The following is a 26,584-nucleotide window of genomic DNA, read 5'->3' on the forward strand; positions in this document are numbered from 1 at the left end:
GACAAAGCCCGCGCCAAACTCGGCCGCGCCTATCCAGCTGCCGCCAAAGAGTCAAAACCACTGTGATGAACCACTAGGGCTGGCCTATCTTTTCATCTCGCACGATCTCGGCGTGGTGCGTCACATCGCAGATGACGTGATGATCATGTATCTGGGAATCGCAGTCGAGCACGGAGCGAAAGAGCGCATCTTTGCGCGGCCGCTGCACCCCTATGCTCAGGCCTTGCTCGACGCGACGCCGGGCCTTGGCCGCAAACGCCAGCGTGTCGTGCCGAAGGGCGAGGTGCCTTCGCCGCTCGAACCACCAAAGGGCTGCGTCTTCTCGACCCGCTGTCCCCATGCGACCGACCTCTGCCGCTCGCAGCGTCCACCCTTGCGCCCGCTTGACGGCCGCCTCGTCGCCTGCCATTACGCCGAGCGCTTCCTGGAAGCTCACGCGGCTTAACGATCGGTCCGCAAAGGCATCTCACCAAACGGTGGTCGGTATTAGATTCGTTGCACGAAATACCTAGACTCGTAGGTGCTGCCGACTCTGACTGGAAGCGATGCGGGCCAAGCTTGAGCAGCCTCGGTCTTCTCCGCCTAAGTTGCAACACCGGTGCGCCAAAGCGGCGGTCCGGGAACTTTCGTGCCCGCGGGTGGTGTTACTGCGCCAGCAAACTGAATACGACAATTAGTGCCACCAGGCTCGCGAAAACCAGCAGCGTCAGGAAGGACTTTCGGGTCATCGGCCTCGTCGAGTGACGCGCAGCCGATAGGCCAGGCCGCTGTTTAGTCGGTCTCTGGGACCCCACGACTTTGCCCTCTGTCGTTGGCGTCCGAGCCTTTGGTTCGGGCGCCGTACCTACGCCTCCCATTGCGCTGTAATATGCGCTGTAGACCTCGCGAATAGCCAGCGCCGTGGACTCGGCCTCGCTCATCGTCTCGAGTCGGGTTCGATAGCTGGTCAGAAAGCTCTGGGCATTTGACGGCAGGTCATCGAAACCACCGAGCTTGGCCATCATGAGCCAAGTGGCGAAATCCGCCTCAGCCTTGGTTCGGGCTTTCTTGGCGATACTGGCGTTGGAGCTGGAGGACATGGTGGTCCGGTTGGTTCGCCCACCCAAGTTCGCCGGCGTTCATGGCTATCGTTGGACGGTTCGATTAGCTATTTCGGCTGACGGCAGGCGTCGCGCCCGGCGCACTGGCGCGCGAGGATTTGCCCTTGCCGCCGAAGGCCTCAAGCCAGCGCTGGACCAAATTAACGGGCGTGCCGGCCGGCCGATCTGCTCCTTTGTAAGATGTGTATCTTGAGCGGTCCAAAAAAGAGCTCGCTCCCAAACCCGGCATTAAACGGCTCGTGTCTGCAGCAAGGATGAGGCCGAACTGGGATGTCGTCCGCCTTCGATGCCGCTATCGGGGGCAACCCAGACGCAGCGTGGACATACCCAAGACGACGCAGATGCTTCTTGGCCAGCGCGGAGGCAAGGCGTTCGACGAGGATTTATGAGTCGCTGAATCAGATTTCGCAGTCGGCTGAATTCAAAGCCTTGCGCAAGCCACCAAACGCGTTGAGCCGACAGGGCTCGGTATCGCTGGCGGCCTTTGAACGCTGCAAAATGGCAGTTCGCCTGACAGCGGTTGCCCTTGGCTTCGACTTGGGTCGTGCAGCGGTTGCGACCTTCTTCGATTCTGGATTGTGCCGCCGACGGGCGACCGGCCTCGGAGGCTCCGAAGAACGGATACCGAGGTCATTCGGCGGGGCAATGCGTTCATCGACCAAAGCAGCCTGTGCTGGCACCTCGGCGTTCACAGCGGCAACTTCAAGGCGATCAGCTTTTGCCAACGCACTATGGGAATCGGAAATGTCTATGGCTGGCATAGCAATGGGCTGGACGACCGCTACTGCGCTCCGCGGTGGAGTTCTGAGCTCCATTGCTGACAGTACTCCTACACCCAGCAGGATAAGGAGGCCCAACGACGCCATTCTCAGCATGATGCGCCTCTAACCTGAGTTAGTGCCGGTGAAAAGTCTCCGTACCAATGAGGCAACTTGTCGGCGGCTGCCGACCCACGTACGGACTATTTGCCGACAGGGTTAACGTCGGCGGTGCTCCCAACGCGTACGGAGACCGCGGCTGCCATGTCGGTTTCCGGGAGTAGTCGGGACGTGGTTCGGGTCTTGGCAGAAGCTCCGTAGTGCCCCGAAGCCGCATGGCTGCTTTCGGTCCCGTTAGCGAGGCAGGAACCTCGTCCATAATGGTTTGATAGCGGGAGGAATAGGTAGGTGGGGACTCGGCCTATCAGGGACGTCCGATCGCGCGATGGACGGACGGTGATCGTCGTTTGCGCCGTCTTTGATCTAGATCAAGACTTGCGTTCGTTCGCGGCAAAGACTGAGCGATGACCCTCAGAGATCCGTCCGCGTCACTAGTATAAAGCGTCCGATACTCGCGCCCTACCAGATCGCAAAACCGGAATGCCGAAATTCACAAGCCGATCCGTCGTCCTGGCCGCGGCAATCATCGCCGTACTGAATACAAACACCCCGCCCGGGAACGCTCAGACGTTGAAGGCCATCCAAGAGCGCGGCACGCTCAATTGCGGCGTCGGGCAGGGATTGCTGGGCTTTTCGAGCCAGGACGACCAGAACAATTGGACTGGCCTGGATGTCGATATCTGCCGGGCAATCGCAGCTTCAGTCATTGGCGACCCGGCCAAGGTAACGTTCACGCCACTCGACGCTGCGACCCGCTTCCCTGCGCTGCAGTCGGGCAAGATCGACGTGCTGTCGCGCAATTCGACCTGGACGATGTCGCGCGAAACGTCGCTCGGTCTGATGTTCGCTGGCGTTGCCTACTACGACGGACAGGGCTTTCTGGTGCGTCGGGAGAGCGGTGTCGATACAGCCCTTCAGCTTAGCGGTAAGACGGTTTGCACGCAGACCGGCACAACGAGCGAACTCAACCTCGTGGACTATTTCCGTGCCAACGATATGTCGCTCAAAACCCTGGCTGTTGGTACTGCGGAAGAAAGTCGGAAAGCTTACGAAGACCGCAAATGCGACGTGCTGACTAGCGACGTTTCGCAGCTGTATGCCGAGCGGCTCAAGCTCGCGACACCCGACAGCCACGTTATCCTACCGGAAGTAATTTCGAAGGAGCCGCTGGGACCGGCCGTGCGGCAGGGTGACGACCAGTGGTTCAACTTGGTCAAGTGGACGCTTTATGCGTTGATCAACGCCGAGGAACTCGGCGTCAAGTCGGCAAATATCGACGACGCGTTGAAATCTTCTGATCCTAATGTCCGACGCCTAGTCGGAATTGAGGGTGAATTTGGCCAGCAACTAGGCCTTTCGAACGACTGGGCCGTGCGCGCCCTTCGCGCGACAGGCAACTACGGAGAAATTTATGAGAGAAACGTTGGGACTCAGTCCCCGCTCAGCATCCCGCGCGGGCTGAATGCACTTTGGACGAAGGGCGGCATCCAGTACGCGCCTCCGGTTAGATAGTTTCAGAGGCTACCCCATGGACGTGGACTATTACTCGTTGCTGACCAAGGCGGTGGAAGGCAAGGATGCTGCGGCGCGCGACGAGATCTACAGGGATGCCTACGGCCTCATTAGGAAATCGCGGCTGACGCGCGAGGCTGCTGCATCGCACGCGGCTGCACTTGAGGACGCCATCCGGCGGATTGAGGAACAGTTCGTCGCCGACGGAGCGATGTCTGCGGCTGAAATCAACGAGGTGTTATCGACGAACAGAAGCTGGAAGCCGATAGCCTACGGCACCGCCGCTCTCGTCGTCGTCATCGCCGCGGCAGCCTTGTTGTATGGATATGTCCCAAGCAAGGTCCCTGGCGTGGCCAGAACCGGAGTGACGGCATCATCGAAGGTGGCGCGCGTGGGCGACGACGTCGTCGTGACCGACCTGAAGCCCGGCGTCGATGGCGGCTCGACGGGCGAAGGTCTTCCGTTTGCTCTTCAGCGGCAAGTGGTCTTCTATCGAACCACTGTCGTTCCAGGTTCGATCGTGATCGACCGCGAAAACCGCTTCCTTTATCTGATCGATTCGAACAACTCGGCGCGCCGCTACGGCATCGGAGTCGCGCAGGAATGTCTCAGGGGAGGCAGTTTCTTCCATATCATCCACAAGATGGAATGGCCTGACTGGAGGACTTCAGGCGCGAGCACAGACGCGCCGCTTGCGTCGGCCGGCCAACCCGGCAGTCCGCTGGGGGCACGTGCCCTGTTGCTCGACAAACCTGGCCTGCTCATCCACGGCACGAATTCGCCGAAAACCATTGGCCATCTCGTCGCTTCCGGATGCATCCGGCTGGTTAACGACGATGTCGAGGACCTATACAGACGCGTTTCTCTGGAGACGCGAGTAGTGTTCGTCAGCTAGACTTGAGAATTTCGGAAGCTCCGCGAATTCCCTCCCGCTAGGCTTTCATCCTTTTGATCGCTGGCACATTGGTTGGCACAGGAACAGGCCTGGCAAAGCGATGGTCTGCTTTCAAGGTCTGAGCAGACTGCCATCGATAACATATCTCGCTTCCGTTTCCTGATCCTTTGAATTCAGTTGAGACACACGCGCAGCAGGTGGCAGAGAGCTTTTTGGCTTGCCTAGACGCATTCTGACCGCCAATTTGTAGGCGCATCTTCTTGGCGCGAGTTGCCAAGGGAGTATGAATGTCATCAAGATTGCCATATCGGCGCGCAACGCCCGTCGTGTCCTTCACTGTCGCGCAAGCGGCGGAGGCGCCGGACACTTAAAACTGCGATCAATAATGTTGCGTCTAAAACCGCAATCAATAATGTTGCGTCGAAGGAGCCGCATTCGGGACGCCGTCGACTGACGGGTTACGTCCGAAAAATTTCACTGATTCTTCAGCGTGCGAAGATTGATCACGTGCTTTCCCTGTCTCTGCCCAGAATCGCTTTGAACCCAAGTTTGACCAGTGCATTCACCAACGGGGGTGTGCATGCCTCACGATCCAAGGATTATCCGCGACGAGAGTAAGATCGAGCAACTTCGGGGTTCTATCCCGACTTGGATCAAGCGCCTGGAGCGACCGAAGACGCCGTGCATCGCGCCAGCGTTCGGGCCGTTGGAGGGCATCCGCGCGGTCGGCACTGGGCAGTTGATCGCTCAACCCTATATTGGCACCAAGCTCGCGGAGTTCGGCGCTGAAGTTATCCACATCGAGAAGCCGGGAGGCGACGTGTTTCGCTTTACCGCGCCGCAATTGCAGCGGGGGCCGCGCCCCCACGGCGGTGACGAGGCCGAAGTCACGAAGAACAAATTGTCGCTAGGGCTCGACTTCAAAAAGGCGCGCGGCATAGAGCTCTTAATGGCGCTATGGAAGATTTCCGACGTATGGATGGAATCCTCGGCACCTGGCACATGCGAACGCAACAGTATCACCAACGAGTTGGCGCTCGCGGTAAACCCGAGCCTCGTGATCGTGCGGGTCAGCACCTATGGTCAGTACGGAAAGCAAGACTATCTCGGGCGACCGGGTTATGACGCGATTGCGCAAGCCTATGGCGGCATGATGAACTTGACGGGTGACCCCGCCGGTCCGCCGCAGCGTGCGAAGTCCTATACCGGCGACTATGTGACCGCGCTCACCGGCTGGGCGGCGACGATGATGGCGCTCTGGGAGGTCAAGAAAACCGGGCGAGGTCAAGTCATCGATCTCGCGCAGTATGAAGCGGTGGCGCAGACCAACGGCAACACGCTGCCGATTTTTACCGGTGAGGGTACGGTCTACGGGCATACTGGCAACCGGCCGGCGGGTTTTCAACCCTACGACACTTTCAAATGCAGCGACGGCTGGGTCTTTATCGGGGCGCTCGGCGGTGCGATCTACAAGCGCGTGCCCAAATTCCTCGGTCTTGACCCGGTCGAATACAGCTACGACGAATGCTCGAAGGATGCTGCGGCGGTGAACTCCGAGAAGGGGCGCGAGGTCGACCGACGGCTGCGCGACTATTGTGCCGCACACACGGCGCTTGAGGTGGAGACCGCGCTGAACGCAGCCCAGATAGGTTGCGCTCGCGTGTTCAACGTACGCGACCAATACAGCGACGAGCACTACGCGGCTCGCGATATGACTGTGCCGGTGCTCGACCGGCAGTCGGGCGTGCCGATCCGAGTCTTCGGCGTCGTACCGAAGATGTCGCTGACACCAGGGCGTATTTGGCGCGGCGCGCCGTCGATCGGCGACGATACGACCGATATTCTGTCGATTATGCTGGGCCTATCGCACGCGGAGATCGATGGATTGTATGCCGACGGGGTAGTGCACCGCACAGATCCATTCACTGAGCCGCAGGTTGCTCCGGCCAATCCGTAGCAACGTGAAGCCTTGGGCGAAGCCTGGTGCCATTCTATGCCGTTCGCGTAGTCCGGTTCGGCATTCCTCCAGCCGCGAGGATCTCCGCGCTCAAGACCTCGATCGTCGTGCGATGTCGCATTGCCGTCTGCCGAATGAGCGCGAACGCCTCCGTCTCGGACATGTCGTGACCGCGCATGACCTGCAGAACGGCAGCGAACACAACCCGCCGGGACCTGATGCGATCCTCCAGCTTTTCGATGTGCGCGACTTGCTCCAGTCTTCGCTGCGCTGAATCGAACGCGATTACCAGGGCGGTGTAAAGCCCGGCAGAGCGGAGCGGCTTGACGAGAAAAGAGGCTGGTCGCAGATCGAGCAGCCACTTCAATCGACTGGGCGTTTCCGTTCCGATCAGCGCTATGATCGGGACGCTGCCCTTCCACAGGGTGGCGTGGTCAGACTTGATGGGAATGCTGTCTGCATCCAACAGGATGACGTCGAAAGGCTGGATTGGCGGCGGCTCGGCCGGATCATGCTCGGAAATGGTCATGCCGAGGCGGCTGAGCTGGCGACGCACGATCGGGATTTCGCGCTCATCTTTCATCACCATGAGAGCGCGACGGCCGCGGACGGAAAAGGGGGATGGTCTGGTCATTTCACGATACGCAAATGGTTCGAACGCTTGGCTATCGCATCATTGCTCTTTCCCGACCTCCTGCCGAACGCGCTCAGGTCCAGGTTAGAAAGATACGGATCCGGACGTTCAGGCGCATCGGCTTCCCAGAAGATACTGAACTGACATCCAGGCATTGAGCGTGCCAGCCTTGGCGTGAGAAAGCAGTGATTGTTGTCGGGATCCACCCAAACCGGACCCTGCGGGGAATCGTAGCGATGATTTGCCGCGGCGCGCCGCACGGCGCCGACCTCCGCCGAACCCGCGCGGCGGATGGCGCGGGCAAGCAGCATGACGCAGACATAAGTGGACTGTCCATCGACCGAGAGGCTGCTGTCTTCGCCATGACGAGCCTTCCATCGCGCCACAAAGCTGCAATTTTCGGCGCCCTCGATGCTCTCGAAATATGCTGATGAGGTAATGCACCCGACCGAGGCCGCTGATCCGATCAGCTTGAGTTCGGGCTCGCACAGGCTGCAGCTCAGCATCGGGATCGAGAGGCCGGCACGCGTCGCCGCCGCATGGAGGACACGCATGAACGCGTAGCTGGATTCACCGACCAGCGTATTGAACACGACGGGCGGTCTTCGGTCGATGATCTCCGTGACGATGTGGTCCACTGCGATCTCGCCGAGTTCGAGCAGGCGTTCGGCAAGGATGCGGCCGCCGGCGCTGGTCACGATTTCGCGGATGACGCGGTTCATTTCCCAGGTCCAGATATAGTTCGACCCGATGCAGAATACGTCGGCGGAGATGTGGTCGAGCATGTGGCGCACCAGCGGCACGACATGCTGGTTGGGCGCGGCGCCGACATAGATGACGTTGTCGCTGCTTTCGAATCCTTCGTAGCGGGCCGGATGCCAGAGCAGCCGCTCGGTCCGTTCGACGATCGGAATTACCTGCTTGCGTGAGGCCGATGTGTAACAACCGACGATATGCCCGACATGCTCCTCATGAATGAGATCGGCGCACGCAGTGTGATACTCGGCGACGACTCCGCAGGGATCGCGGAGGTGCGGCGTGAACGTGAAATCGAAGGCGTCGCTCTGGTTGATCTCGTCGACCGCCATCATTGCGCTTTTGCGCATTTCGCCCGCCATCATGGCATAGGGTCCCGACTGGGAGAATACGAGGCCGAGAGGGATGGACGGCTTGCTCATGGAGAAACCAGGGCGCTGTTCGGCAACAATCTCGTCGCAAGAAACTAGGCCTTGCTTCCTTGCATCGTCAATCAGCACTGCACGCCATTGATGCGACCAGCATAAAAAACGTGCTGGCCTCGCATTGACAAGGCCAGCGGCGCTAAGACACAATGACTGCTACGTGAATGCGTGCATTGCGAAAGAGTTCTCGCGCAGCCGATGACGTCTGAGTGACGACTCCAAGTTTCGATCTGCACCGTAACCTACGCGACCATTGATAGCATCGGCACTGTTGCCATTCGAGGCCCTTCTCGGGCCGCGGGTGGCTTTTTTCATTTTGTCTCCCCGACCCGAAGGGTGGAGTATGGCCGTTCGCCTTCCGACGCTGGAGCAGATCGAGGATCTCGGCGCCGACTTTGGCCTCGTCCTCACCACTGACGAGATCACTGCATTTCAGCAGGCTTTCAAGGGACCGTTGGCTTCCTATGGCCGGCTGGACGAGCTGGTGCCTCCGGCGCTGGCGCCGATTGCGCCGCGCTCGCCGGGCTATCGGCCTGCGGCGTCTGAAAATCCTTACGGCGCCTGGTATTGGAAGACGAACATCCGTACCGGCGCAGAGGGGTTGTTGAGCGGCAAAAAGATCGCGATCAAGGACAATATCTGCGTCGCCGGCGTGCCGATGATGAACGGCTCGGCGTTGCTCGAAGGCTATGTTCCCGAACTCGACGCCACGGTCGTGACGCGGATTCTCGACGCCGGTGGCACGATCGCCGGCAAGGCTGCGTGCGAGGATCTCTGCTTTTCAGGCGCGAGCCATACCTGCGCCGGCGGCGTGATCCGTAACCCGCACAATCCTGCGCACAGCGCCGGCGGCTCCTCTGGCGGCAGTGCCGCGCTGGTGGCATCGGGTGAGGTGCCGATGGCGCTCGGCGGCGACCAGGGCGGTTCGATCAGGACGCCGTCAAGCTGGTGCGGCGTTTACGGTCTGAAGCCGACCTGGGGCCTGGTGCCGACCACCGGCTCGATGCCGATCAGCTACTCGGTGGATCATTGCGGCCCGATGTGCGCTTCGGTCGAAGACGTCGCTCGCCTGCTGACGGTCATCGCCGGTCATGACGGCTGGGATACACGGACCATTGCCGCGCGCACCGGCGACTATATGGCGGCGCTCGGCAATCCCGCGAGGGGGCTGCGCATCGGCGTCCTGCGCGAGGGGTTTGGCCATTCCGAGAGCGATCCGGCGGTCAACGAGAAGGTGCGACAAACCATTGCGGCGCTAGGCAAAGCCGGCATCGCAAGCGAAGAAGTCTCCGTGCCCTGGCATCTCGATGGACCGCATGTCTGGAGCGGCGTCATTCTGGAAGGCGCCGCCGAGATGATGCTGAAGGGTTACGGCGTCGGCAACAACGTCCAGGGCTATTATCCGGTCTCGATGCAGGAGGCGCTTGCGCGCGGCATGGGAACACGGATCAATGACGTGTCGCCGACGGTGAAGCTGGTGCTGATGCTCGGCGAATATATGCACCGCCACTATCACGGGCGCTATCATTCCAAGGCGCAAAATCTCCGGCCTTTGCTGCATCGGGCCTACGATGACGCGCTGCAAAAATTCGACGCCCTGGCGATGCCGACGATTCCATTTACTGCGACGCCGATCCCGCCGCCCGATGCGCCGCTCAACACCGTGATCGACGTCGCCCTCAACATGCAGGCCAACACCTGCTCGTTCGACGTTTCCGGACATCCTGCCTTCACCGTGCCATGCGGCCGCGTCAATGGTTTGCCGGTCGGCCTGATGCTGGTCGGGCGCCACTTCGAGGAAGCGACGCTGATACGGCTGGCGCGGGCGATCGAAGCCGCCGGAGAGTGGAAATTAAACTGAACCAGGCAAATCCGGCGTTGGCGTGCTTGCATGCCGATTGCCTCCGAGGATTGCGCAATGATCGACGAAACCTGGCTGGAGACCTCCATCATGGCAAAGCGCGGCCTCGCCAAGGGCCGGGCGGGACGACGCCACGAGCTCACGATCGAAAAGCAGGGGCCTTTCCATTACGTTTACGGTCCTTACGCAAAGCCGGCGCTGACGATCGATCCCGGCGATGTCGTCGCCGTCGAGACCGAAGATGCCTTTGGCGGCGTCATCACCAGCGAGAAGGACAGTCCGACCGCAAAGCTGCGGTTTCCCTTCCTCAATCCTCAATGCGGCCCGATTGCCGTCAACGGCATCGGGAAGGGCGATTGCCTGGCCGTGCATATTCATGCGGTGGAGACCCGCGGCGCGCAGCCGGCCGGCAAGACCTGCATCATTCCGGAATTTGGCGGCCTTGTCGGAACTGCCTCAACCGCATTGCTCAATCCGCCCTTGCCGGAGCGGGTAAGGGTCATGCACGTCGACAAGGACGGCGTGCGCTGGAGCGACAAGATCACGCTGCCCTATCAACCGTTCATCGGCACCATCGGGATATCGCCCGAGATCGAGGCAATCTCGTCGCTGCAGCCGGACTATCACGGCGGCAATATGGACCTGCCCGATGTCGCTCCGGGCGTTATCCTGTACTTCCCGGTGCATGTCAAAGGTGGTCTTCTCTATGTCGGCGATTGCCACGCCACCCAGGGAGACGGCGAATTGTCGGGCGTCGCGATCGAGCAGCGCGCCACCGTCACGATGCAGATCGACGTCATCAAGGACTGGAGCTTTGCGTGGCCGCGGCTCGAGACCCGGGAGTTCCTCATGACCATCGGCAGCGCCCGACCGCTCGAGGATGCGGCGCGCATCGCCTATCGCGAGTTGGTTCGCTGGATGAGCGCCGACTACGGCTTCGACGAGATCGACGCCTACATGCTGCTCAGCCAGGCCGGACGCATCCGGCTCGGCAACATGGTCGACCCGAAATACACGATGGGGGCCTCAATTCTGAAAAGATACCTGACTTCATGAAACAGCGGCAACCGCGAGGAGGACTAGGGCTATGAGGTTCAATCGCAGAACGTTCTTGCAGGGTACGGCGGCCACCGCTGCCGCCGGGATGTTTTCCTCCAGCGCTTGGGCGGAAGATCCGATCAACGTCGCCAGCATTCACGATCTCTCCGGCGGCCTCGACATCTACGGCAAGCCGATGGTCGACGCGATGACTCTTGCCATCGAGGAGGCCAACGCAACGGGTGGTCTCTTGAGCCGGCCGCTCAAGCTGATCAACTACGACACCCAGTCGAACATGCAGCTCTACACGCAGTTCGCGCAGCAGGCGGCCCTGAAGGACAAGGTCGCGGTCGTCCATGGCGGCATCACCTCGGCCTCGCGCGAGGTGATCCGGCCCGTGCTCGACAAGTTCAAGACGCTCTATTTCTACAACACCCAGTACGAAGGTGGCGTCTGCGATCGCAATCAATTCGATACCGGCGTGACCCCGGCGCAGACGGTGGAAAAGCTGGTGCCCTATGCCATGAAGAAATGGGGCAAGAAGGTTTACGTGATCGCGGCGGACTACAATTACGGCCAGATCACCTCGCAATGGGTGAAGAAATACGTTACCGAGAACGGCGGCGAGGTCCCCGCGATCGACTTCTTCCCGCTCGACGTCACCAATTTCGGCCCGACCATCTCCAAGATCCAGGCAGCGAAGCCGGATTTCGTCTGGTCGGCGCTGGTCGGCGGCGCGCACATCTCGTTCTATCGTCAGTGGGCGGCTGCCGGCATGCGCAAGAGCATTCCAATGGCGTCGACCACTTTTGCGGTCGGGAATGAACACATCGTGCTGTCGCCCGATGAATGCAATGGCATGCTGATCTGCTACAATTATTTCCAGGACCTGAAGAACCCGGTCAACGAGAAGTTCGTCGCAAGCTTCCTCAAGCGCTTCGGCGCCGACTATCCCAACATCACCGAGCTCGCGATGGGAACCTATCAGGGGTTCCGGCTGTGGGCGGAAGCGGTGAAGAAAGCCGGGAGTATCGACCGGATGAAGGTCATCGAAGCCCTCGAAACCGGCATCAGCATCGACGCACCGTCAGGCAAGGTCACGATCGATCCGCCGACGCATCATTGCGTGCTCGACGTCCACATCGCCGAGGTCGCCGACAAGAAGCTCAAGGTGCTGGAGGATTTCGCCCAGCAGAAGCCGGCCGATACCGCCGCGGTCTGCGATCTCATCAAGAATCCGACCGACAACCAGCAATATGTGATCAAGATTTGAGAGCGGATTGAGAAAGGTGAACGTGGACCTCGTTGCTCTCCTGGCAATCCAAGTCCTCTACGCGATCGCCAGCCTTGCGCTGATCAGCGTCGGGCTGGCGATCATCTTCGGCATGATGCGCGTCATCAATCTCGCGCATGGTGAGTTCCTGATGCTCGGCGGCTATGCGGCCATCGTCGCGACCAGCCACGGCATCAGCATCTGGGTAGCGATGCTGGTCGTGGCGCCCATCGTGGTGGGCCTCATCGGCGTCATCGTCGAGCGGACCATCATCCGCTTTCTCTATGGCCGCATGATCGACACCATGCTGGCGACCTGGGGTCTCAGCCTGTTCCTCGTCGGGCTGACCACGGCGATCTTCGGCAACACCACTGTGGGCATCTCGGCGCCGCTCGGCAGCTTCCAGATCGGCGCCTACCGCACCAGCGTCTACACGCTGTTCGTGATTGCGGTCGCGGCGGTGGTGCTGGCTGCGATCTTCGCCTTGATGCGCTGGACGCGGTTTGGCCTGATCGCCCGCGGAACGATGCAGAATGCCAACATGGCGGCAGCGCTGGGCGTCAATCCGCCGCGCGTCTACGCCGTCACTTTCGGCATCGGCGCCGCGCTGTCGGGCCTCGCCGGCGCGGTGCTGGCGCCGGTCTCCGGGGTGTTTCCCACCATCGGCGTCGCCTATGTCGCCAAATCCTTCATCACGGTGATCGGCGGCGGCGCTGCGATACTCAGCGGCACGGTGTCGGCATCGGCGCTGTTCGGGACCATCAACCAGATCGCGACCTTCGTCACCACGCCAGTGTTCGGTGAGGTCGCGTTGCTCGCGGCCGCTGTCATCCTGATCCGCCTGCTGCCGCAAGGGATCACCGGCCGCTTCTTCCGGAGAGGCCTGTGAACGCACGCGTGCTAAATCTTGTTGGCATCGGCCTCGTCGGCGCGGTCGGCGTTGCATTCCTGGTGCTGGTACCGCGCTTCTTCGAGCTCGACGTCGTGCTCGAGCTCACGGTCTACATGATCATGGCAATCCTGGCGCTGAGCCTCGCTCTGATCTGGGGTTATGGCGGCATACTTTGTTTCGGCCAGTCGGCGTTCTTCGGGCTCGGCGCGTATACCTATGCGATCGCGATGTTCAACATCGGAGAGAGCACGGTCCCGCTTCTGCTAGCCGTCGCCGTGCCGGCGGTCTTTGCGGCGCTGCTCGGCTATTTCATGTTCTATGGACGCATCAGCGATGTGTATCTCGGCGTCATCACGCTGACAGTGACGCTGATCCTGTTCAACTCCATCAACTCGACGGCGGGACCGGAATTCCATATCGGCTCGGCACGGCTCGGCGGCTTCAACGGCATACCCGGCATCCCACCGTTGAATTTCCCTGGCAACAAGGCTGCGCTGATCGATCTCGAAGGCATGTTCTATCTGGCGACCGCCGCGCTGCTCGCGACCTATTTTGGATTGCGCCTGCTGCTGGCGAGCCGGTTCGGCCGCATCATCGTCGGCATCCGGGAGAACGAACGGCGCGCCGAGCTGCTTGGCTATGATCCGCGCGCCTACAAGCTTGCGACGTTCACCATTGGTGGTGCACTGGCCGGATTTGCCGGCTGCCTGTTCGCCAATTGGGGCAACTTCGTCAGTCCGACGATCTTCGGTCTCGCCCAGTCGGCGCAAATCATCATCTGGGTCATCGTCGGCGGGCGCGGCACGCTGATCGGGCCGATCGTCGGCTGCATCGGTATTCAATGGCTTACCACCGCGCTCGGCGCCAATCAACCGAGTGGCGGTTCGGACCTGTGGGCCAAGATCTTCGCCAACGCGCCGCTGATCTTTGGAGTCATCTTGATTGCCTTCGTGCTTCTGGTGCCCAAGGGGCTCGTGCCGACGCTGGGCGATATCGGCCAATCGCTGCTCGCCTCGCGTGGCAAGGGAGCCAAGCGGCTCCAGCCCAAGCGGGCGGAGGAGGGCTGATGGCTGCACCGCTGCTTCAGACCCTGGACCTCAGCATGCATTTCGGCGGCGTTCGCGCCGTGCGCCAGGTCAATTTCTCGTTGGCCGAAGGCGAGCTGCGCTGCCTGATCGGTCCCAACGGCGCAGGCAAGAGCACGTTTTTCAAGATGCTGACCGGACAACTGGAGCCGACCCATGGCCAGGTGTTGTTCCGCGGCAAGGACATTTCGCACGCGCACGCCCACGACATCGGCCGGCTCGGCATCGGCATCAAGACCCAGGTTCCGAGCGTCTTCGACGGCCTGTCGGTACGGGAAAATATCTGGCTGGCGACAAACCGCCTTCATTCCGGCGATAAGGCGAGGCGCGTTGTCGACGAGATGCTGGCGCGGGTCGGCTTGACCGAAGCCGCCGAACGTCTGGTGGGGCAGCTGGCCCATGGACAGCGGCAATGGGTCGAACTCGGGCTCGTGCTGGCAACCGATCCCGATTTGATCCTGCTCGACGAGCCCGCGGCCGGCATGACCCACGAGGAGGTCAACAAGACGGCCGAATTGGTGCGCGAGATCAACCGTACCAAGGCGTTGATCGTCGTCGAGCACGACATGCAGTTCATCCGCATGATCGCCAAGCAGGTCACGGTCTTCAACCAGGGCAGCGTGCTGGTCGAAGATAGCCTTGAAAACATCATGCGCAATCCGCAGGTGCGCGACATCTATCTGGGCAAGCAGGCAGCCGCATGATGCTCGATGTACAGGGACTGCGAACGGGGTACGGCCGGATTCCGATCCTCAACGGGGTGAGCTTCTCCGTCAATGAGGGCGAATTCATCGGCATTCTGGGCCACAATGGCATGGGCAAGACCACGCTCTTGAAGGCGTTGATGGGATTTTTGCCGGCGACCAGCGGTCGTGTGATGTTCGGCCATGACGACGTCACGGCGATCGAACCCTACCGGCGTGCGCGGCTCGGCCTCGGCTACGTGCCGCAGGGCCGAGAGATCTTCCCCGGGCTTACCGTCTACGAGAATCTGCGCATGGGCTGCAGCACGCAGGACGGCGTGGAAGAAGACATCATCGCGACCGTGCTGGAGGAGTTTCCCCGCCTGAAGGCGTTGCTCGATCGCCCCGGCGGAGCGCTGTCGGGCGGCGAGCAGCAATTGCTGACGATCGCGCGCTGCCTTTGCGGCGACCCGCGGCTGATCCTGCTCGACGAGCCGACGGAAGGCATTCAGCCCTCGATCATCGACGAGATCGTTCATACCCTGCAACGGCTGCGAGCCAGGAGCGGGCTCACCATGATCCTGGTCGAGCAGAATCTGGACTTCATTGCTTCGCTGTCGCAGCGGATCCTGATTATCCAGAAGGGCGCGATTACCCGGGAAGTGTCACCGGGCGAGCTCGGCGACGCAAGCCTCGTCGGAGAATTTGTCGGTATCGCAACGTAGGCCCGCCGCACGCGGGCATGATCAGAGGGAGACCCAAGCCATGGTAGTCAGGAGACCCACACTTGATCAGCTGCGCAGCGTCGCCGAGGACCTCGGCATGCACATGGGGGATGCAGAGCTCAAATCCTACGACGCGCTGATGCAGGCGAACTACGCCGCCTACGATGCGGTCGATGCCATGCCGGACTATGTTCCGGCGGTGAAATATCCGCGCACGCCCGGCTATCGCCCCGCGGGCGAGGAGAACAAGTTCAACGCCTGGTACGTCAAGACCGAAATCAAGGGCGCCCCGAATGGTAAGCTCGCCGGCAAGAAGATCGCGCTCAAGGACAACATCTCGCTCGCCGGCGTCCCGATGATGAACGGCGCATCGACGCTGGAGGGCTATATCCCCGATACGGATGCCACCATCGTCACCCGCATGCTCGACGCCGGCGGCACCATCGTTGGCAAGGTGCACTGCGAATATTTCTGCTTCTCCGGTGGCAGCCACACGTGTGCAGCTGGACCGGTGCACAATCCGCACAAGATGGGATACTCCGCTGGCGGTTCATCCTCAGGCAGCGCAGTGGTGGTGGCGACCGGTGAGGCCGATATGGCGATCGGCGGCGATCAGGGCGGCTCGATCCGCATTCCGGCCGCCTTCAGCGGCATTTACGGCATGAAGGCGACCTATGGCCTCGTGCCCTATACGGGCGTGATGCCGATCGAGCTCACGATCGACCACACCGGCCCGATGACGGCCAACGTGCGCGACAACGCGGTGCTGCTGGAGGTGCTGGCAGGGCCCGATGGACTTGATCCGAGGCAGGGCGCTCTGAAGGTCGGAAAGTACAGCGACGAGATCGAAGGCGGCGTCAGGGGATTGCGTATCGGCATCGTAAGGGAAGGATTTGGGCATCCAAGTTCGGAGCCAGACGTCGACGCCAAGGTCAAGGCGGGCGCCGACTTGTTCCGAAAGCTCGGCGCCACCGTTGAGGAAATCTCGATACCGATGCACCTCGCTGCGCCGGCGATCTGGCTGCCGATCGCCGCCGAAGGCGCCACCGAGTTCATGATGAAGGGCAACGGCATGGGGACGAACTGGCGTGGTCTCTACAACACTACGCTGCTGGACGCCCACTCCGCCTGGAAGCATCGCGCCGACGAATTGTCCGACAGCCTCAAGATCACGATGCTGCTCGGGCAATATTTCACCAAGCACTATCGCGGCCATTTCTACGCTAAGGCGCAGAATTTGAACCGCAAGCTGCGCGCAACCTATGACGAGGCGCTGGCCAAATACGATCTGCTGCTGATGCCGACCCTGCCGATGAAGGCGACGCCGCTACCGCCCGCAGACGCGCCCCGCGAGCTCTACATCCAGCGCGCGTTCGAAATGGTTCCCAATACTGCGCCGTTCAACGCCAGCGGACATCCGGCGATGAGCCTTCCCTGCGGCATGAGCAACGGTCTGCCGATCGGTCTGATGTTGATCGGCAAATATTTTGACGAGCCGACGATCTATCGCGCCGCCGCCGCGTTCGAAGGCGCCGGCGACTGGAAGAAGATGTAACCGCACCGGGGCGGCCTGCCGGCATGCGAGCAGGCCGCCGCACCAGCAACGGAGGCGACCATGGATCTCGGATTGAATGGAAAGAGCGCGCTCGTAACCGGCGGCAGCAAGGGCATTGGGCTTGCGATCGCCGAGCTATTTGCGGCCGAGGGCGCCAACGTCGCGATCTGCGCCCGCAATGCCGACGAGGTTGGCAACGTCGTGAAGAGCCTCTCGGCGAAGGGCGTCAAATCGTGGGGCAGGGCGGTCGATGTCGCCGATCCGGTCGCGTTGAAGGGCTGGATCGATGGGGCCGCCGCCGAACTCGGTGGCATCGATACCATCGTCTGCAATGTGAGCGCGCTGGCGGTCGGCGACACGCCCGAGACCTGGGAGAAATCGTTCCGCACCGACATGATGCACACCGTCAATTCCGTCGCGGCCGCGCTGCCCTATCTGGAAAAGTCGAAATCCGCGTCGATCATCATCGTCTCGAGCGTGTCGGGCTTCGAAGTCGATTTCGCCGCCGGGTCGTACGGCGCCTTCAAGGCGGCCCTGATCCACTATGCCAAGGGTCTCAGCAATCAGCTGATCGCCAAGGGAATCCGCGTTAACGCAGTGTCGCCAGGCAACACCTACTTCGAAGGGGGCATTTGGCAGAATATCGAGCGCGGCATGCCTGATCTCTACAAGACTGCAATGTCGCTCAATCCAACCGGGCGTATGGGCACGCCGCAAGAAGTCGCTTCCGGCGTGGTGTTTCTTGCGAGCCCGGTAGCATCTCGCATCTCCGGCACCAACCTCATCATCGATGGTGCACTCACAAAGGCTGTCTAATGAGCTGCCCACCGGCTGCTGTTGCAGTTCGACGGCACGAAGGCGTGGGTTGCGCCATGCGCAGAGGGTGGTGGTCTTGAGCTATGAGGAATGGCGGCGACTGTCCCAGGTCCCCAGCTTCGGGCGCCTGCTGATGTCGGCCCCCGTGAGGGCAGGCGATCTGCCGGCGCGCAATCGCGCAAAGGTCAGCGCAGGTTGAAGCAAGTTCGGTTGCCCGCCGAAGTCTTACTCCCGCGCTATCTTCTCAAACCTCTTCACCAGCCGCTCCCGCTTCAGCCGCGACAGCCGCTGGATCCAGAACATCCCGTCGAGCTGATCGATCTCGTGCTGATGACACACGGCACGCAGGGAGTCCGACTCTTCGGTCTGCGTGTTGCCGTCGAGATCCTGATAGCTGATCCGCACGCGGGCGTGGCGCTGGACCTCGTCGTTGACGCCAGGCATCGAGACGCTGCCTTCGCGGTGCAGGATCATCTCGGGTGAAGCCCACTCGATCTCGGGATTGACGTAAGTCCGCGCGCCGTCCTTGGCGTCGAGCTCGAGCACTACGACGCGCAAGGGGATGCCGATATGCGGCGCCGTGATGCCGATGCCGGGCGCGGCGCGCATCGTCTCGAGCAGATCCTGTGCAAGCTCCCGCAACGCGTCGTCGAACACGGTCACGGGCCGCGCCGGGGTCGCAAGCCGGCGGTCGGGATAGCGGACGATCGGGCGGATGGTCATGATCTCCTGACGGTGCGGGTTCCGAAGTGATGCCGTCAAGCGCTGCTCGCACCGTTGCGCTTGCGGACTCCGCGGGCGTTCGTTCCGCCTTGGGGTTTATCGGCTCCACGGTATTTGACGTGCTCGATGAACGCGCGCAGTTTTGGCAACGCCTGACGTTTCCCCGGGTAGTACAGAAAGACGCCTGGCCCGGTGACGGCATAGGGCGTCAGCAGCGCTTGCAACCGGCCATCGGCAATCGGCGCTCTCGCGAGCGGGCCGGGCACCTGTGCGAGCCCGACGCCCTGGATCGCGGCGCCGAGCAGCGTGACATAGTCGTGCCCGATGAGCGGCCCCGATACGATCGCCTCGATCGCCTTGTTGCCGTCAACGAACGGCCAGGGCGCGATCGATCCGTTCGCGCGGCGCAGGCGGAGGCACGCGTGCTCGCGAAGATCATCTACTGCCGCCGGTTTCTTTCGCCCGCGCAAATAATCGGGGCTGCCGACGACCATGAACGGGAACGGCTGTGTCAGCCGCACCGCGATCATGTCGGGCGCGATGAGCTGGCCGAGTCGGATGCCGGCATCGAATCCTCCAGCGGCAAGATCGACCATCTCCTCGCTGGCGGCGATCTCCACCTCTATCTCGGGATAGGCGCGGCAGAACGCGGCGATCACCGGCTCCAGGATCAGCGGCACGACCGAGCGGGGAACGGCGAGGCGGAGCAGCCCGGCCGGCCGCTGTCCAAGGTCGCGCGCAGCTTCGCTCGCGGCAATCAGCTCCGCGAAGGCAGGCTTTGCGCGCGACAGGAAACGCTTGCCGGCCTCGGTCAAGCCGACACTGCGCGTCGTGCGGATGAACAGCGCAGCGCCAATACGCGCTTCGAGGGTGCGCACCGCTTGGCTGACCGCCGACGGCGTCACGGCGAGTTCGGCGGCGGCGCGGCGAAAATTGCGGTGCTGGGCCACGGCGAGGAAGGCCTCGACGCCGTCGAGTGCACTCTGCCTGATTGTGAAGTTCTGCTTCATGGCCTGTCGAGATTATCGCGGATAGTTGCTGGCCGGAAGAGGCCCTATCTATGCGCCGAGACCTGAAGCTTTCATGGAGTCCTGCAAATGACCGATGTCATCGACGGCGTGCGTGACCACTATGCGGCGAACGGCCTGACCGGGCGGCTGAAAGCTGCGCTCTCGGCCTTTGGGCCGGAGGATCAGCGGCTCGCGCCCCAGCAACTCGCGGCTCTCGACCAGTTCCACACCCGCGGCCTCGCGGCGACCGACGACCTTGCCAGGCTCGCCGGGGTCACCGCGGACACGTTGGTTCTCGATGTCGGCTCGGGTGTTGGCGGGCCGGCACGCTTTCTCGCGTCGACCCATGGCTGCCGGGTGACTGGCGTCGATCTCAGCGATCCCTTCGTCGAAGCCGCGCGCTACCTGACCGCGCGCACGGGCTTGAGCGAGCGTGTGACGTTCGAGACGGCAAGCGCGTTCGCGCTGCCGTTCGACAACGGTCGCTTTGGCTCCAGCATGTCGCCATGAACATTCCGGACCGGGCACGACTCTATCGTGAAATCCGGCGCGTGCTGAAGGTGGGCGACAGATTTGCGACCTACGACGTCGTCTTGGCCGGCGGCGAGCCGCTTTATCCGGTGCCGTGGGCGCGAACGCCGGCGACGAGCTTTCTGCTGTCGGCCGCAGCCACGCGCGAGGCGGTCGAGGCAGCCGGCTTTCGCACGCTGGTCTTTCAGGACGACAGCGAGGCCGCCAAGGCCTGGGTCACCCAGCTTCGCGCGTCCGGACCGCAGCCGTCACCCAATCTCGGCGTGGTGATGGGGCCGGACTTTGCCCAGCTCTCGGCCAATCTCGGACGAAATCTCCTGGAGGGCCGGCTCGGCATTCTGACCGCGGTGTTCGAAGCCGCATCCACCGCCGTCTGAGGAGACACCAGATGTCGACCGCAACCATCTTCCAGATTCATCTCGTTCTCGGCTACGTCCCGTGGCTGCTCTGCTTCTTTGCGTACGGCTGGCCCTGGCTCAAATCGATGGAGCCGGTCGAGGCGCAGCGCGTCATCGCCACTCTGCACAGCTTCCGCTTCTTCGGGCTGGTCTTCCTGATCCCCGGCGTGGTCGGGCCGAATCTGCCCGCCGGCTTCGCCAGCTTCGCCGCCTATTTCGACTTCGTGACCGGACTTCTGGCGATGCTGGCGCTTCTCACGGTGCGGGTGCAGCCCCTGTTCTGGTTGTTCGTCGTCGCGTTCAATCTCCTGGGGGCAGGCGATATCCTCGTCGACTATTATCACGGCAATCAACTTGGCCTTGCGCCGCTTGCGGGAGAGCTGGGCGCTGTCTACGCGATCCCGATCATCTATGTGCCCCTGCTCATGATCACGCACGTGGCCGCGTTCTATCTGATGGCGCGTTCTCGCGGGCCGCTGGCGGTGCTTCAGGGTGATGCCGCAAGAGCGAGTTGAGTGCTCGCTGGCCCGAATGCCATTCCGGCACCTTCGGCACGGCGGCATCGCGCGAGGGCAATAGGCGGTAGCAGGCGCGCGGGTCAGCCGACCTCTATGTTCATCTCCGCGATCAGCCGCTCGCGCCCCGCCAGGGAGTTCAACGCCTTGTCACCCAATTCTCTCGCGACGAGGTTGAGCAGCGCCTCACAGAAGACGACATAGGCGCCCATGCTGTTCGAATAGAAGCTGCTGGCGTGGGGGATGAAAAAGGCATGCTCGGCGGGAGGAACGAGCGGTGACGAGCGGGAATCCGTAATCGCCATGACCGTCTGGCCGTTCGACGCCGCGACCCGGGCCACCTCCGCGACGCTGCGCGTATAGGGCGCGCAGCTGGCGACGATGACGACGTCGCCCCGGTCGAGCTGTGACAATGCCTCGGCGACGCCGAGGCGCGGCGCGTCGAGCAGCGCGACGTCCGAGCGCACCATTCCCAGGCAATAGGTGAGAAAGCTCGCCAGCGAATGGAATTGGCGAACGCCATGGACACGAATACGGCGGGCGCTCGCCAGGAGCCTCACAGCCCCTTGCAGAGCGGCTCCGTCCAGCTGTCCGAGAAATCCGTCGACATTTGCTGCCGTCTCCCGGGCCAGCTGCTCGAACGTCTGGACTTCGGCATTGCCGACGGACGGCGCGGCCATGAGCCGGCCGGCCTGGCGGCTATAGAAATACTGCTGCTCGTTGGCGATGGCCTTGCGGAAGACCGCCTGGAAGTCGCTGAAGCCTTCGAAGCCGAGACGTTTCGCCAGCCTGGTCAGCGTCGACGGATTGATGCCGAACTGATCGGCAAGCTCCGAGATCGAGCGAACCGCCGACTGTTCCGGCGCTTCCACCAGCTTTGCGAAGACATCATGCGCTTTGGCGCCGAGCGAGAAGCCTGCCTCGTCGCGGCCGATCGAGAGCGCGAGTGCCCTGAGATCCTCGATGGTGCGCGGCGGCTCCGCGACGGCTTCCTCTGGCATCACCTTAGATCCTGTTCACGCCGCGAAAGGCACCAGCCCATCCCGCATATCGAAGCGAGCTGCTTCGTGCACTCCATCGTAGACAGACCACTCGACCTTGTCAGCCCCGACCCGGAAGACGGCGCTTGCGAGCGTGTTCTCGACGTCGCTGTCGGCCGGATCCGTGCGGTAGATCGGCAATTCCGCGTCGGCTGCGTCCCACAATATGCCGAGCGCGCGGCCCTGCGGGTCCGACGGGTGCGTCTGGCCGAGCAGCATCTCGCCGCGCCGTTGTCGCACGCCGGACGAACCGGTGACGATCTGCGACATGCGCCCGGTGTCGGCATGGATCAGATGATTCGAATGGACTCGCGGTGCCCGGACCCGATCGACCGACAGGGCCCGGGCGGTGAACTCGACGCTGAGAAGCCGCTCGTCCCCGGCTTGCGCCAAAGTCAGGTGAAATGCGCCGGCGCGCGGCGCGGATTTGAGCACGGTGAGCGCCGCGTCGAGGTCCGCTGCGTCGAGTATCGCGCGGGCCAGCACCATGCGCGGCGTGCCGGCGCCGCCGGCCAGCGGCCTGATGTTGTTGACGGTCTGGACCAGCCCCTTCGATGTGGCCGCAAATGTGTGTCCCGGCAGCGAGCCCGGGTACACAAAGGCGGTGAACGCCGTGCCTCCTTCGGATGCAAGATGGGCGAGGGCGCAGTGGCCGGCAAAATCCGGGTCGCCATCCTCGTTGTGGCCGATCACATGCGCAGAGCCGGGCAATTGCACGGTCGTGCAGCCATCCGGCGCCATCGCCCAGATATCGCCGCGGCAGTTCCACAGGAAGACGTCGTCGAACGGCAGCGCCAGCCCGACGGCGAGGCCCTGCAGCTCAGCCCAGTATCTTGGAAACCGTTCCCGAACGATGGCCGCCATCTCGCCGATCAAGGGATCGCCGCGGCGCGTGGTGAGCTCGCGCCACGCAGCAGAGGTACGGAAATGGTCCTGCAGCGCCGCTTGGCCGAAGCGCCCAAGGGCAGCGCCGACATCAAATGGCGACCCTGCGACATCGATGAAGGAAAGCCGGCGGCCGGCGTCAGACGACATGTTGCAGAAACTCTTTCAGGCGAGGGTTTTGCGGGTTGGCCAGCAGCTCCCGTGGCTCGCCGTCTACGGCGATCTTGCCGCCTTCCATGAAGATCAGCCTGGTGCCGACCTTGCGGGCGAAGGCCATCTCGTGGGTGACCACGATCATGGTCATGCCTTCCTCGGCCAGCGCCTGCATGACGCGCAGCACTTCATGCCGCAGTTCCGGATCGAGTGCGGACGTCGGCTCGTCGAACAACATCAGCTTCGGCTTGACGGCAAGCGCGCGGGCGATCGCGACGCGCTGCTGCTGGCCGCCGGAAAGCTCGCTCGGATAGTGATGAGCGCGGTCGGCGAGGCCGACCTTGGCGAGCATTTCCAGCGCCCGCTTTCGCGTATCCTGCCGCGACTCGCCGCGCACGCGACGCGGGCCGAAGGCGACGTTCTCGAGCGCCGTCATTTGCGGAAACAGGTTGAACTGCTGGAAGACCATGCCGGCTTCCTGGCGGATCATGCGGACCATGCGGCCGCCGGCCTTGACGCTGATGCCGTCGACGACGAGATCACCGCCATTGATCTCCTCCAGCGCATTGATGCAGCGGAGCAGCGTCGACTTGCCGGAACCGGAGGGACCGATCAGCACGACCTTCTCGCCGGCCTCTATCGAGAGGTCGACCTCGTTGAGGATCGTGACCTGGCCGAACCGCTTGGTGACTTTCTTGAACTCCACGATGCTCACAGGATGCGCATCCTCTTTTCGGTCATCCGGAGGATAAGCGTCAGCGCGCCGGTCATGATCAGGTAGAACATCGCCACGGCGGACCAGATTTCGACGGCGCGAAAGTTGGCCGCCATGATTTCCTGGCCTTGCCGCGTGAGTTCGCCGACACCGATGACGATGAAGAGCGACGTATCCTTCAGGCTGACGATGAACTGGTTGCCGAGCGCCGGAATCATGCGGCGGAAGGCGAGCGGGCCGATGATGTAGAGAAGCACCTTCCAGAGCGGCAGGCCGAGCGCCAGACCGGCTTCCCGCAGTCCTTTATGGACGGAGAGAAACGAGCCGCGCACGATCTCGGCGATATAGGCTCCGGCGTTGACGATGATGGCCATGATCGCCGCCGCGAGCGGGTAAATGCGGACATTCGCGAGAATCGGCAGTGCGAAATAGATGAACATCACCTGCACGATGATCGGCGTGCCGCGTATGAGCTCGACATAGGCGAAGGCTATGGCGTTGAGGATAGCATTGCCGTAGGCGCGCGCCAGGCCGGCGGCAAAGCCGATCAGCAGTCCGCCGGCGAGCCCCGCCAGCGCGATCAGCACGGTGAGGCGGGCACCCTTCAGGAGCTCAGGCAGGGCCTGCCAGATAACCGACCACTCGAAATCCATGAGAGCATTCCTCTAGGGAAGGCGCGCCGGCTAAAGCATGATCCGGACCCGGAGGGCCGCGTTAGCGCAAAGTGCGAAGCGGTTTTCCGAAAAGATCACGCTCAAACAACAACCTAAAGCGCGATGGCGATTTATCCTGATCTCATCGCGCTTTAGGCCAGCGCGCGCGCCACGGAACGTGGATCAGCTCTTCGGCGGCTCGGCGCCGAACCACTTCTTGTAGATGGCTGTGTAGGTGCCGTCGCCCTTCAGCTTGACCAGCGAGGCGTTGACCTTGGCGATGAGCTCGCTGCCCTTCGGGAAGGCCATGCCATATTGCTGGGCCATCATCTGGGGACCTACGGTCTTCACTTTCCCCTGGCCGTTGGTCTTGATGTAGTAGAGGACGTTGGGGGTGTCGTGCATCGCGGCGTCCGCGCGTCCGGTCGCGACTTCGAGATAGGCGTTGTCGCTGTTGGGGAAGAGGCGGAGCTCCGTCCCCTTGAAGTGCTCCTTGGCGTAGTCGGTTGCCGACGTGCCGGTCTTCACGGCCAGCGTCTTGCCGACAAGGTCTTCCGGACCTTTGATCGTGCTGTTGGTCGGCACCATCAGCAGGAAGCCGCTGTCGTAATAGCCGTCCGAAAAGTCGATGACCTTCTTGCGCTCGTCCTTGATGGTGATGCCGGCCAGTCCGACGTCGACCTGCTTGGTCTGCAGCGCCGGGATGATGCCGTTGAAGTCCATCGGCTGCAGCGTGTAGGTCACGCCGATATCCTTGGCGATGGCGGCCCACAGGTCGATGTCGAAGCCGACATACTTGTCGCCCTCCTTGAACTCGAACGGAACGAAGGCCGTGTCGGTTGCGACGATCAGGTCGCCGGCACGAGCAGGCTGGCCGAGGGCCAGGGTTGCCGCGACAGCCGCGGCGGCGGTCAGGCTGGCAAGCGCGAACTTCATTTGGGGGGTCCCCTTTGCTGGGATTGCCACAGAACCCCCACATCGTCGCACAAAATATGAAAATTTAAAGTGCATCTTTTTGTACAATGCATTTAATATTTGCACAATCAAGTGGCGCTTGATCCCCGGGGCGGGGCACCTTGGACGGAACCCCGGTTGGGTTCCGGATGGTTGAGTGCGAGTGATCGAGGCACGCGGCATCGAGGGCACTTGGTGCGGCCTACTGCGCCCTGACCCGCTGACGGTGAGCGGCCTGTTTGGCGCGATTGCCACAGATGGCCATGCTGCACCAGCGTCGCCGATGACCACGGGTGTGGTCGGCGAAGAGCAGCGTGCAGGCTGGTCCTTCGCAGGCCTTCACGTTTGAAAAATCTTCCACGCAGACGAATTGTGCCAGTGCCTCTCCAATGGGGGCGAGAAGGGCTTCGGGCGTGCGCCATCGGCGGATCGATTGCCGCTGGAGGGGCGACGGTGCGCCCTTCGGCGCGGCCACGATGCGGTTGAAGCAATCATCCCGCTCCAGCAGTCGATTGAGCGGTTCGAGTTCGGCGAGAGTCTTTGCGGTCAGGGGACGGCCCTTATGCTTGCGCACGACGCCTCGGAACCACTCTCGCAGGCTCCGCGCCTGATCTGCGACCTTGTCCAGCTCGCCGGGCAGCGCCTGCGAGCGAATGCTTCCAAGCGCATCTGCAGGCACAAGCTGTGCCTGCCCGAGCCAGTTCAGCAGGCCCTCGCCATTGTCGATCCAGTCGAAGGGCGTATCGACCGGAGTGGCGATCGAATTCAGGAAATCCAGACCGGGCGCATCGCCGATGAAGATCGCGGGAGGATGTTGGTTCATCGAAGACTCCTGTTCCCGGCGCTGTCCCAATTCCATCACCCAACCGTGAACGCTGCTCCATAGATAACCGCTTTGTTGGTCGTTGACAAGTTACGCCAG

General features: G+C 62.2%; 27 protein-coding genes. 16 read left to right on the forward strand and 11 right to left on the reverse strand.

From position 1 onward, the window contains the following. The coding region (locus tag SO139_RS29875) for an oligopeptide/dipeptide ABC transporter ATP-binding protein (RefSeq protein ID WP_498541074.1) at positions 1 to 445 on the forward strand (445 nt) is incomplete at its 5' end. A gap of 199 nt (positions 446 to 644) precedes the next feature. Here the strand turns inward: SO139_RS29875 and SO139_RS29880 are convergent. Further along, positions 645 to 1,079, reverse strand: a complete 435-nt coding sequence (locus tag SO139_RS29880) for a hypothetical protein (protein ID WP_449383872.1) — start codon at positions 1,077 to 1,079, stop codon at positions 645 to 647. A 1,379-nt stretch (positions 1,080 to 2,458) separates the two neighbouring features. Between SO139_RS29880 and SO139_RS29885 the strand changes: the two genes are divergently transcribed. From SO139_RS29885 to SO139_RS29895, 3 genes are all read left to right on the forward strand, one after another. Further along, positions 2,459 to 3,490 (forward strand): amino acid ABC transporter substrate-binding protein, encoded by a 1,032-nt coding sequence (locus SO139_RS29885; RefSeq protein WP_449383873.1) that lies wholly within the window; start codon positions 2,459 to 2,461, stop codon positions 3,488 to 3,490. Positions 3,491 to 3,506: 16 nt separating this feature from the next. After that, positions 3,507 to 4,385 carry a L,D-transpeptidase gene (locus SO139_RS29890; protein ID WP_498541075.1) on the forward strand — a complete coding sequence of 293 codons (879 nt, stop codon included), beginning with the start codon at positions 3,507 to 3,509 and terminating at the stop codon, positions 4,383 to 4,385. A 706-nt stretch (positions 4,386 to 5,091) separates the two neighbouring features. Further along, positions 5,092 to 6,342: a CoA transferase gene (locus SO139_RS29895; RefSeq protein WP_498541076.1), complete on the forward strand. Its 1,251-nt coding sequence runs from the start codon at positions 5,092 to 5,094 to the stop codon at positions 6,340 to 6,342. 34 nt (positions 6,343 to 6,376) lie between these two features. On the opposite strand, the gene SO139_RS29900 is transcribed toward SO139_RS29895, so the two are convergent. Then, a complete protein-coding gene (locus tag SO139_RS29900; protein ID WP_498541077.1) occupies positions 6,377 to 6,931 on the reverse strand; it encodes an ANTAR domain-containing response regulator in 555 nt (184 codons plus the stop codon). A gap of 41 nt (positions 6,932 to 6,972) precedes the next feature. Next, positions 6,973 to 8,154 (reverse strand): transporter substrate-binding domain-containing protein, encoded by a 1,182-nt coding sequence (locus SO139_RS29905; RefSeq protein ID WP_449383877.1) that lies wholly within the window; start codon positions 8,152 to 8,154, stop codon positions 6,973 to 6,975. A gap of 346 nt (positions 8,155 to 8,500) precedes the next feature. Here SO139_RS29905 and SO139_RS29910 point away from each other — a divergent pair, with 346 nt between their 5' ends. The 9 genes from SO139_RS29910 to SO139_RS29950 are packed head-to-tail and all read left to right on the forward strand — an operon-like array spanning position 8,501 to position 18,085. Next, positions 8,501 to 10,018: an amidase gene (locus SO139_RS29910; RefSeq protein WP_449383878.1), complete on the forward strand. Its 1,518-nt coding sequence runs from the start codon at positions 8,501 to 8,503 to the stop codon at positions 10,016 to 10,018. Positions 10,019 to 10,075: 57 nt separating this feature from the next. After that, on the forward strand, positions 10,076 to 11,074 hold the full coding sequence (locus tag SO139_RS29915; protein ID WP_449383879.1) for an acetamidase/formamidase family protein: 999 nt from the start codon (positions 10,076 to 10,078) through the stop codon (positions 11,072 to 11,074). A 31-nt stretch (positions 11,075 to 11,105) separates the two neighbouring features. Then, positions 11,106 to 12,329: an urea ABC transporter substrate-binding protein gene (locus SO139_RS29920; RefSeq protein ID WP_474797068.1), complete on the forward strand. Its 1,224-nt coding sequence runs from the start codon at positions 11,106 to 11,108 to the stop codon at positions 12,327 to 12,329. Between the two features lie 22 nt (positions 12,330 to 12,351). Beyond that, the gene (locus tag SO139_RS29925; protein ID WP_449384285.1) at positions 12,352 to 13,218 is read left to right on the forward strand and encodes a branched-chain amino acid ABC transporter permease; all 867 of its coding nucleotides are present in this window, start codon (positions 12,352 to 12,354) and stop codon (positions 13,216 to 13,218) included. Further along, positions 13,215 to 14,288: an ABC transporter permease subunit gene (locus SO139_RS29930; protein WP_449384283.1), complete on the forward strand. Its 1,074-nt coding sequence runs from the start codon at positions 13,215 to 13,217 to the stop codon at positions 14,286 to 14,288. The genes SO139_RS29925 and SO139_RS29930 overlap by 4 nt, the downstream gene beginning before the upstream one ends. Next, positions 14,288 to 15,010, forward strand: a complete 723-nt coding sequence (locus SO139_RS29935; protein WP_449384282.1) for an ATP-binding cassette domain-containing protein — start codon at positions 14,288 to 14,290, stop codon at positions 15,008 to 15,010. The genes SO139_RS29930 and SO139_RS29935 overlap by 1 nt, the downstream gene beginning before the upstream one ends. Then, complete coding sequence (locus tag SO139_RS29940) at positions 15,007 to 15,714, forward strand: ABC transporter ATP-binding protein (protein WP_449384281.1); 708 nt, start codon at positions 15,007 to 15,009, stop codon at positions 15,712 to 15,714. The genes SO139_RS29935 and SO139_RS29940 overlap by 4 nt, the downstream gene beginning before the upstream one ends. Before the next feature lie 40 nt (positions 15,715 to 15,754). Continuing rightward, positions 15,755 to 17,269 (forward strand): amidase, encoded by a 1,515-nt coding sequence (locus tag SO139_RS29945; protein WP_449384280.1) that lies wholly within the window; start codon positions 15,755 to 15,757, stop codon positions 17,267 to 17,269. Positions 17,270 to 17,329: 60 nt separating this feature from the next. Next, positions 17,330 to 18,085 carry an SDR family NAD(P)-dependent oxidoreductase gene (locus SO139_RS29950; protein WP_449384279.1) on the forward strand — a complete coding sequence of 252 codons (756 nt, stop codon included), beginning with the start codon at positions 17,330 to 17,332 and terminating at the stop codon, positions 18,083 to 18,085. A 225-nt stretch (positions 18,086 to 18,310) separates the two neighbouring features. Here the strand turns inward: SO139_RS29950 and SO139_RS29955 are convergent, their stop codons facing one another. Together SO139_RS29955 and SO139_RS29960 are read right to left on the reverse strand one after the other, a co-directional pair. Beyond that, positions 18,311 to 18,808, reverse strand: coding sequence for a peptide deformylase (locus tag SO139_RS29955; RefSeq protein WP_474797069.1), 498 nt, complete (start codon positions 18,806 to 18,808; stop codon positions 18,311 to 18,313). A gap of 35 nt (positions 18,809 to 18,843) precedes the next feature. After that, positions 18,844 to 19,818, reverse strand: a complete 975-nt coding sequence (locus SO139_RS29960; RefSeq protein WP_449384277.1) for a LysR family transcriptional regulator — start codon at positions 19,816 to 19,818, stop codon at positions 18,844 to 18,846. Between the two features lie 87 nt (positions 19,819 to 19,905). Here SO139_RS29960 and SO139_RS29965 point away from each other — a divergent pair, with 87 nt between their 5' ends. The 3 genes from SO139_RS29965 to SO139_RS29975 are packed head-to-tail and all read left to right on the forward strand — an operon-like array spanning position 19,906 to position 21,262. Beyond that, positions 19,906 to 20,328, forward strand: a complete 423-nt coding sequence (locus SO139_RS29965) for an SAM-dependent methyltransferase (RefSeq protein WP_498541078.1) — start codon at positions 19,906 to 19,908, stop codon at positions 20,326 to 20,328. Next, positions 20,325 to 20,726: a hypothetical protein gene (locus SO139_RS29970; RefSeq protein ID WP_498541079.1), complete on the forward strand. Its 402-nt coding sequence runs from the start codon at positions 20,325 to 20,327 to the stop codon at positions 20,724 to 20,726. Before SO139_RS29965 ends, SO139_RS29970 begins: the two co-directional genes overlap by 4 nt. 11 nt (positions 20,727 to 20,737) lie before the next feature. Beyond that, positions 20,738 to 21,262 (forward strand): DUF8737 domain-containing protein, encoded by a 525-nt coding sequence (locus SO139_RS29975; RefSeq protein WP_498541080.1) that lies wholly within the window; start codon positions 20,738 to 20,740, stop codon positions 21,260 to 21,262. 83 nt (positions 21,263 to 21,345) lie between these two features. Here SO139_RS29975 and SO139_RS29980 read toward each other — a convergent pair whose 3' ends face one another. From SO139_RS29980 to SO139_RS30005, 6 genes are all read right to left on the reverse strand, one after another. After that, positions 21,346 to 22,263 (reverse strand): MurR/RpiR family transcriptional regulator, encoded by a 918-nt coding sequence (locus SO139_RS29980; protein ID WP_449384275.1) that lies wholly within the window; start codon positions 22,261 to 22,263, stop codon positions 21,346 to 21,348. A gap of 15 nt (positions 22,264 to 22,278) precedes the next feature. Next, on the reverse strand, positions 22,279 to 23,337 hold the full coding sequence (locus SO139_RS29985; RefSeq protein WP_449384274.1) for a C45 family autoproteolytic acyltransferase/hydrolase: 1,059 nt from the start codon (positions 23,335 to 23,337) through the stop codon (positions 22,279 to 22,281). After that, on the reverse strand, positions 23,327 to 24,055 hold the full coding sequence (glnQ, locus tag SO139_RS29990; protein WP_498541081.1) for a glutamine ABC transporter ATP-binding protein GlnQ: 729 nt from the start codon (positions 24,053 to 24,055) through the stop codon (positions 23,327 to 23,329). Before glnQ ends, SO139_RS29985 begins: the two co-directional genes overlap by 11 nt. Continuing rightward, positions 24,052 to 24,708: a glutamine ABC transporter permease GlnP gene (gene glnP, locus SO139_RS29995; RefSeq protein WP_474797070.1), complete on the reverse strand. Its 657-nt coding sequence runs from the start codon at positions 24,706 to 24,708 to the stop codon at positions 24,052 to 24,054. Before glnP ends, glnQ begins: the two co-directional genes overlap by 4 nt. 183 nt (positions 24,709 to 24,891) lie before the next feature. Beyond that, positions 24,892 to 25,644 (reverse strand): glutamine ABC transporter substrate-binding protein GlnH, encoded by a 753-nt coding sequence (glnH, locus tag SO139_RS30000; protein ID WP_449384271.1) that lies wholly within the window; start codon positions 25,642 to 25,644, stop codon positions 24,892 to 24,894. A 220-nt stretch (positions 25,645 to 25,864) separates the two neighbouring features. Continuing rightward, positions 25,865 to 26,485: a CGNR zinc finger domain-containing protein gene (locus tag SO139_RS30005; protein ID WP_474797073.1), complete on the reverse strand. Its 621-nt coding sequence runs from the start codon at positions 26,483 to 26,485 to the stop codon at positions 25,865 to 25,867. Between the last annotated feature and the right edge of the window lie 99 nt (positions 26,486 to 26,584).

This window comes from Bradyrhizobium sp. UFLA05-89 (assembly GCF_059803475.1).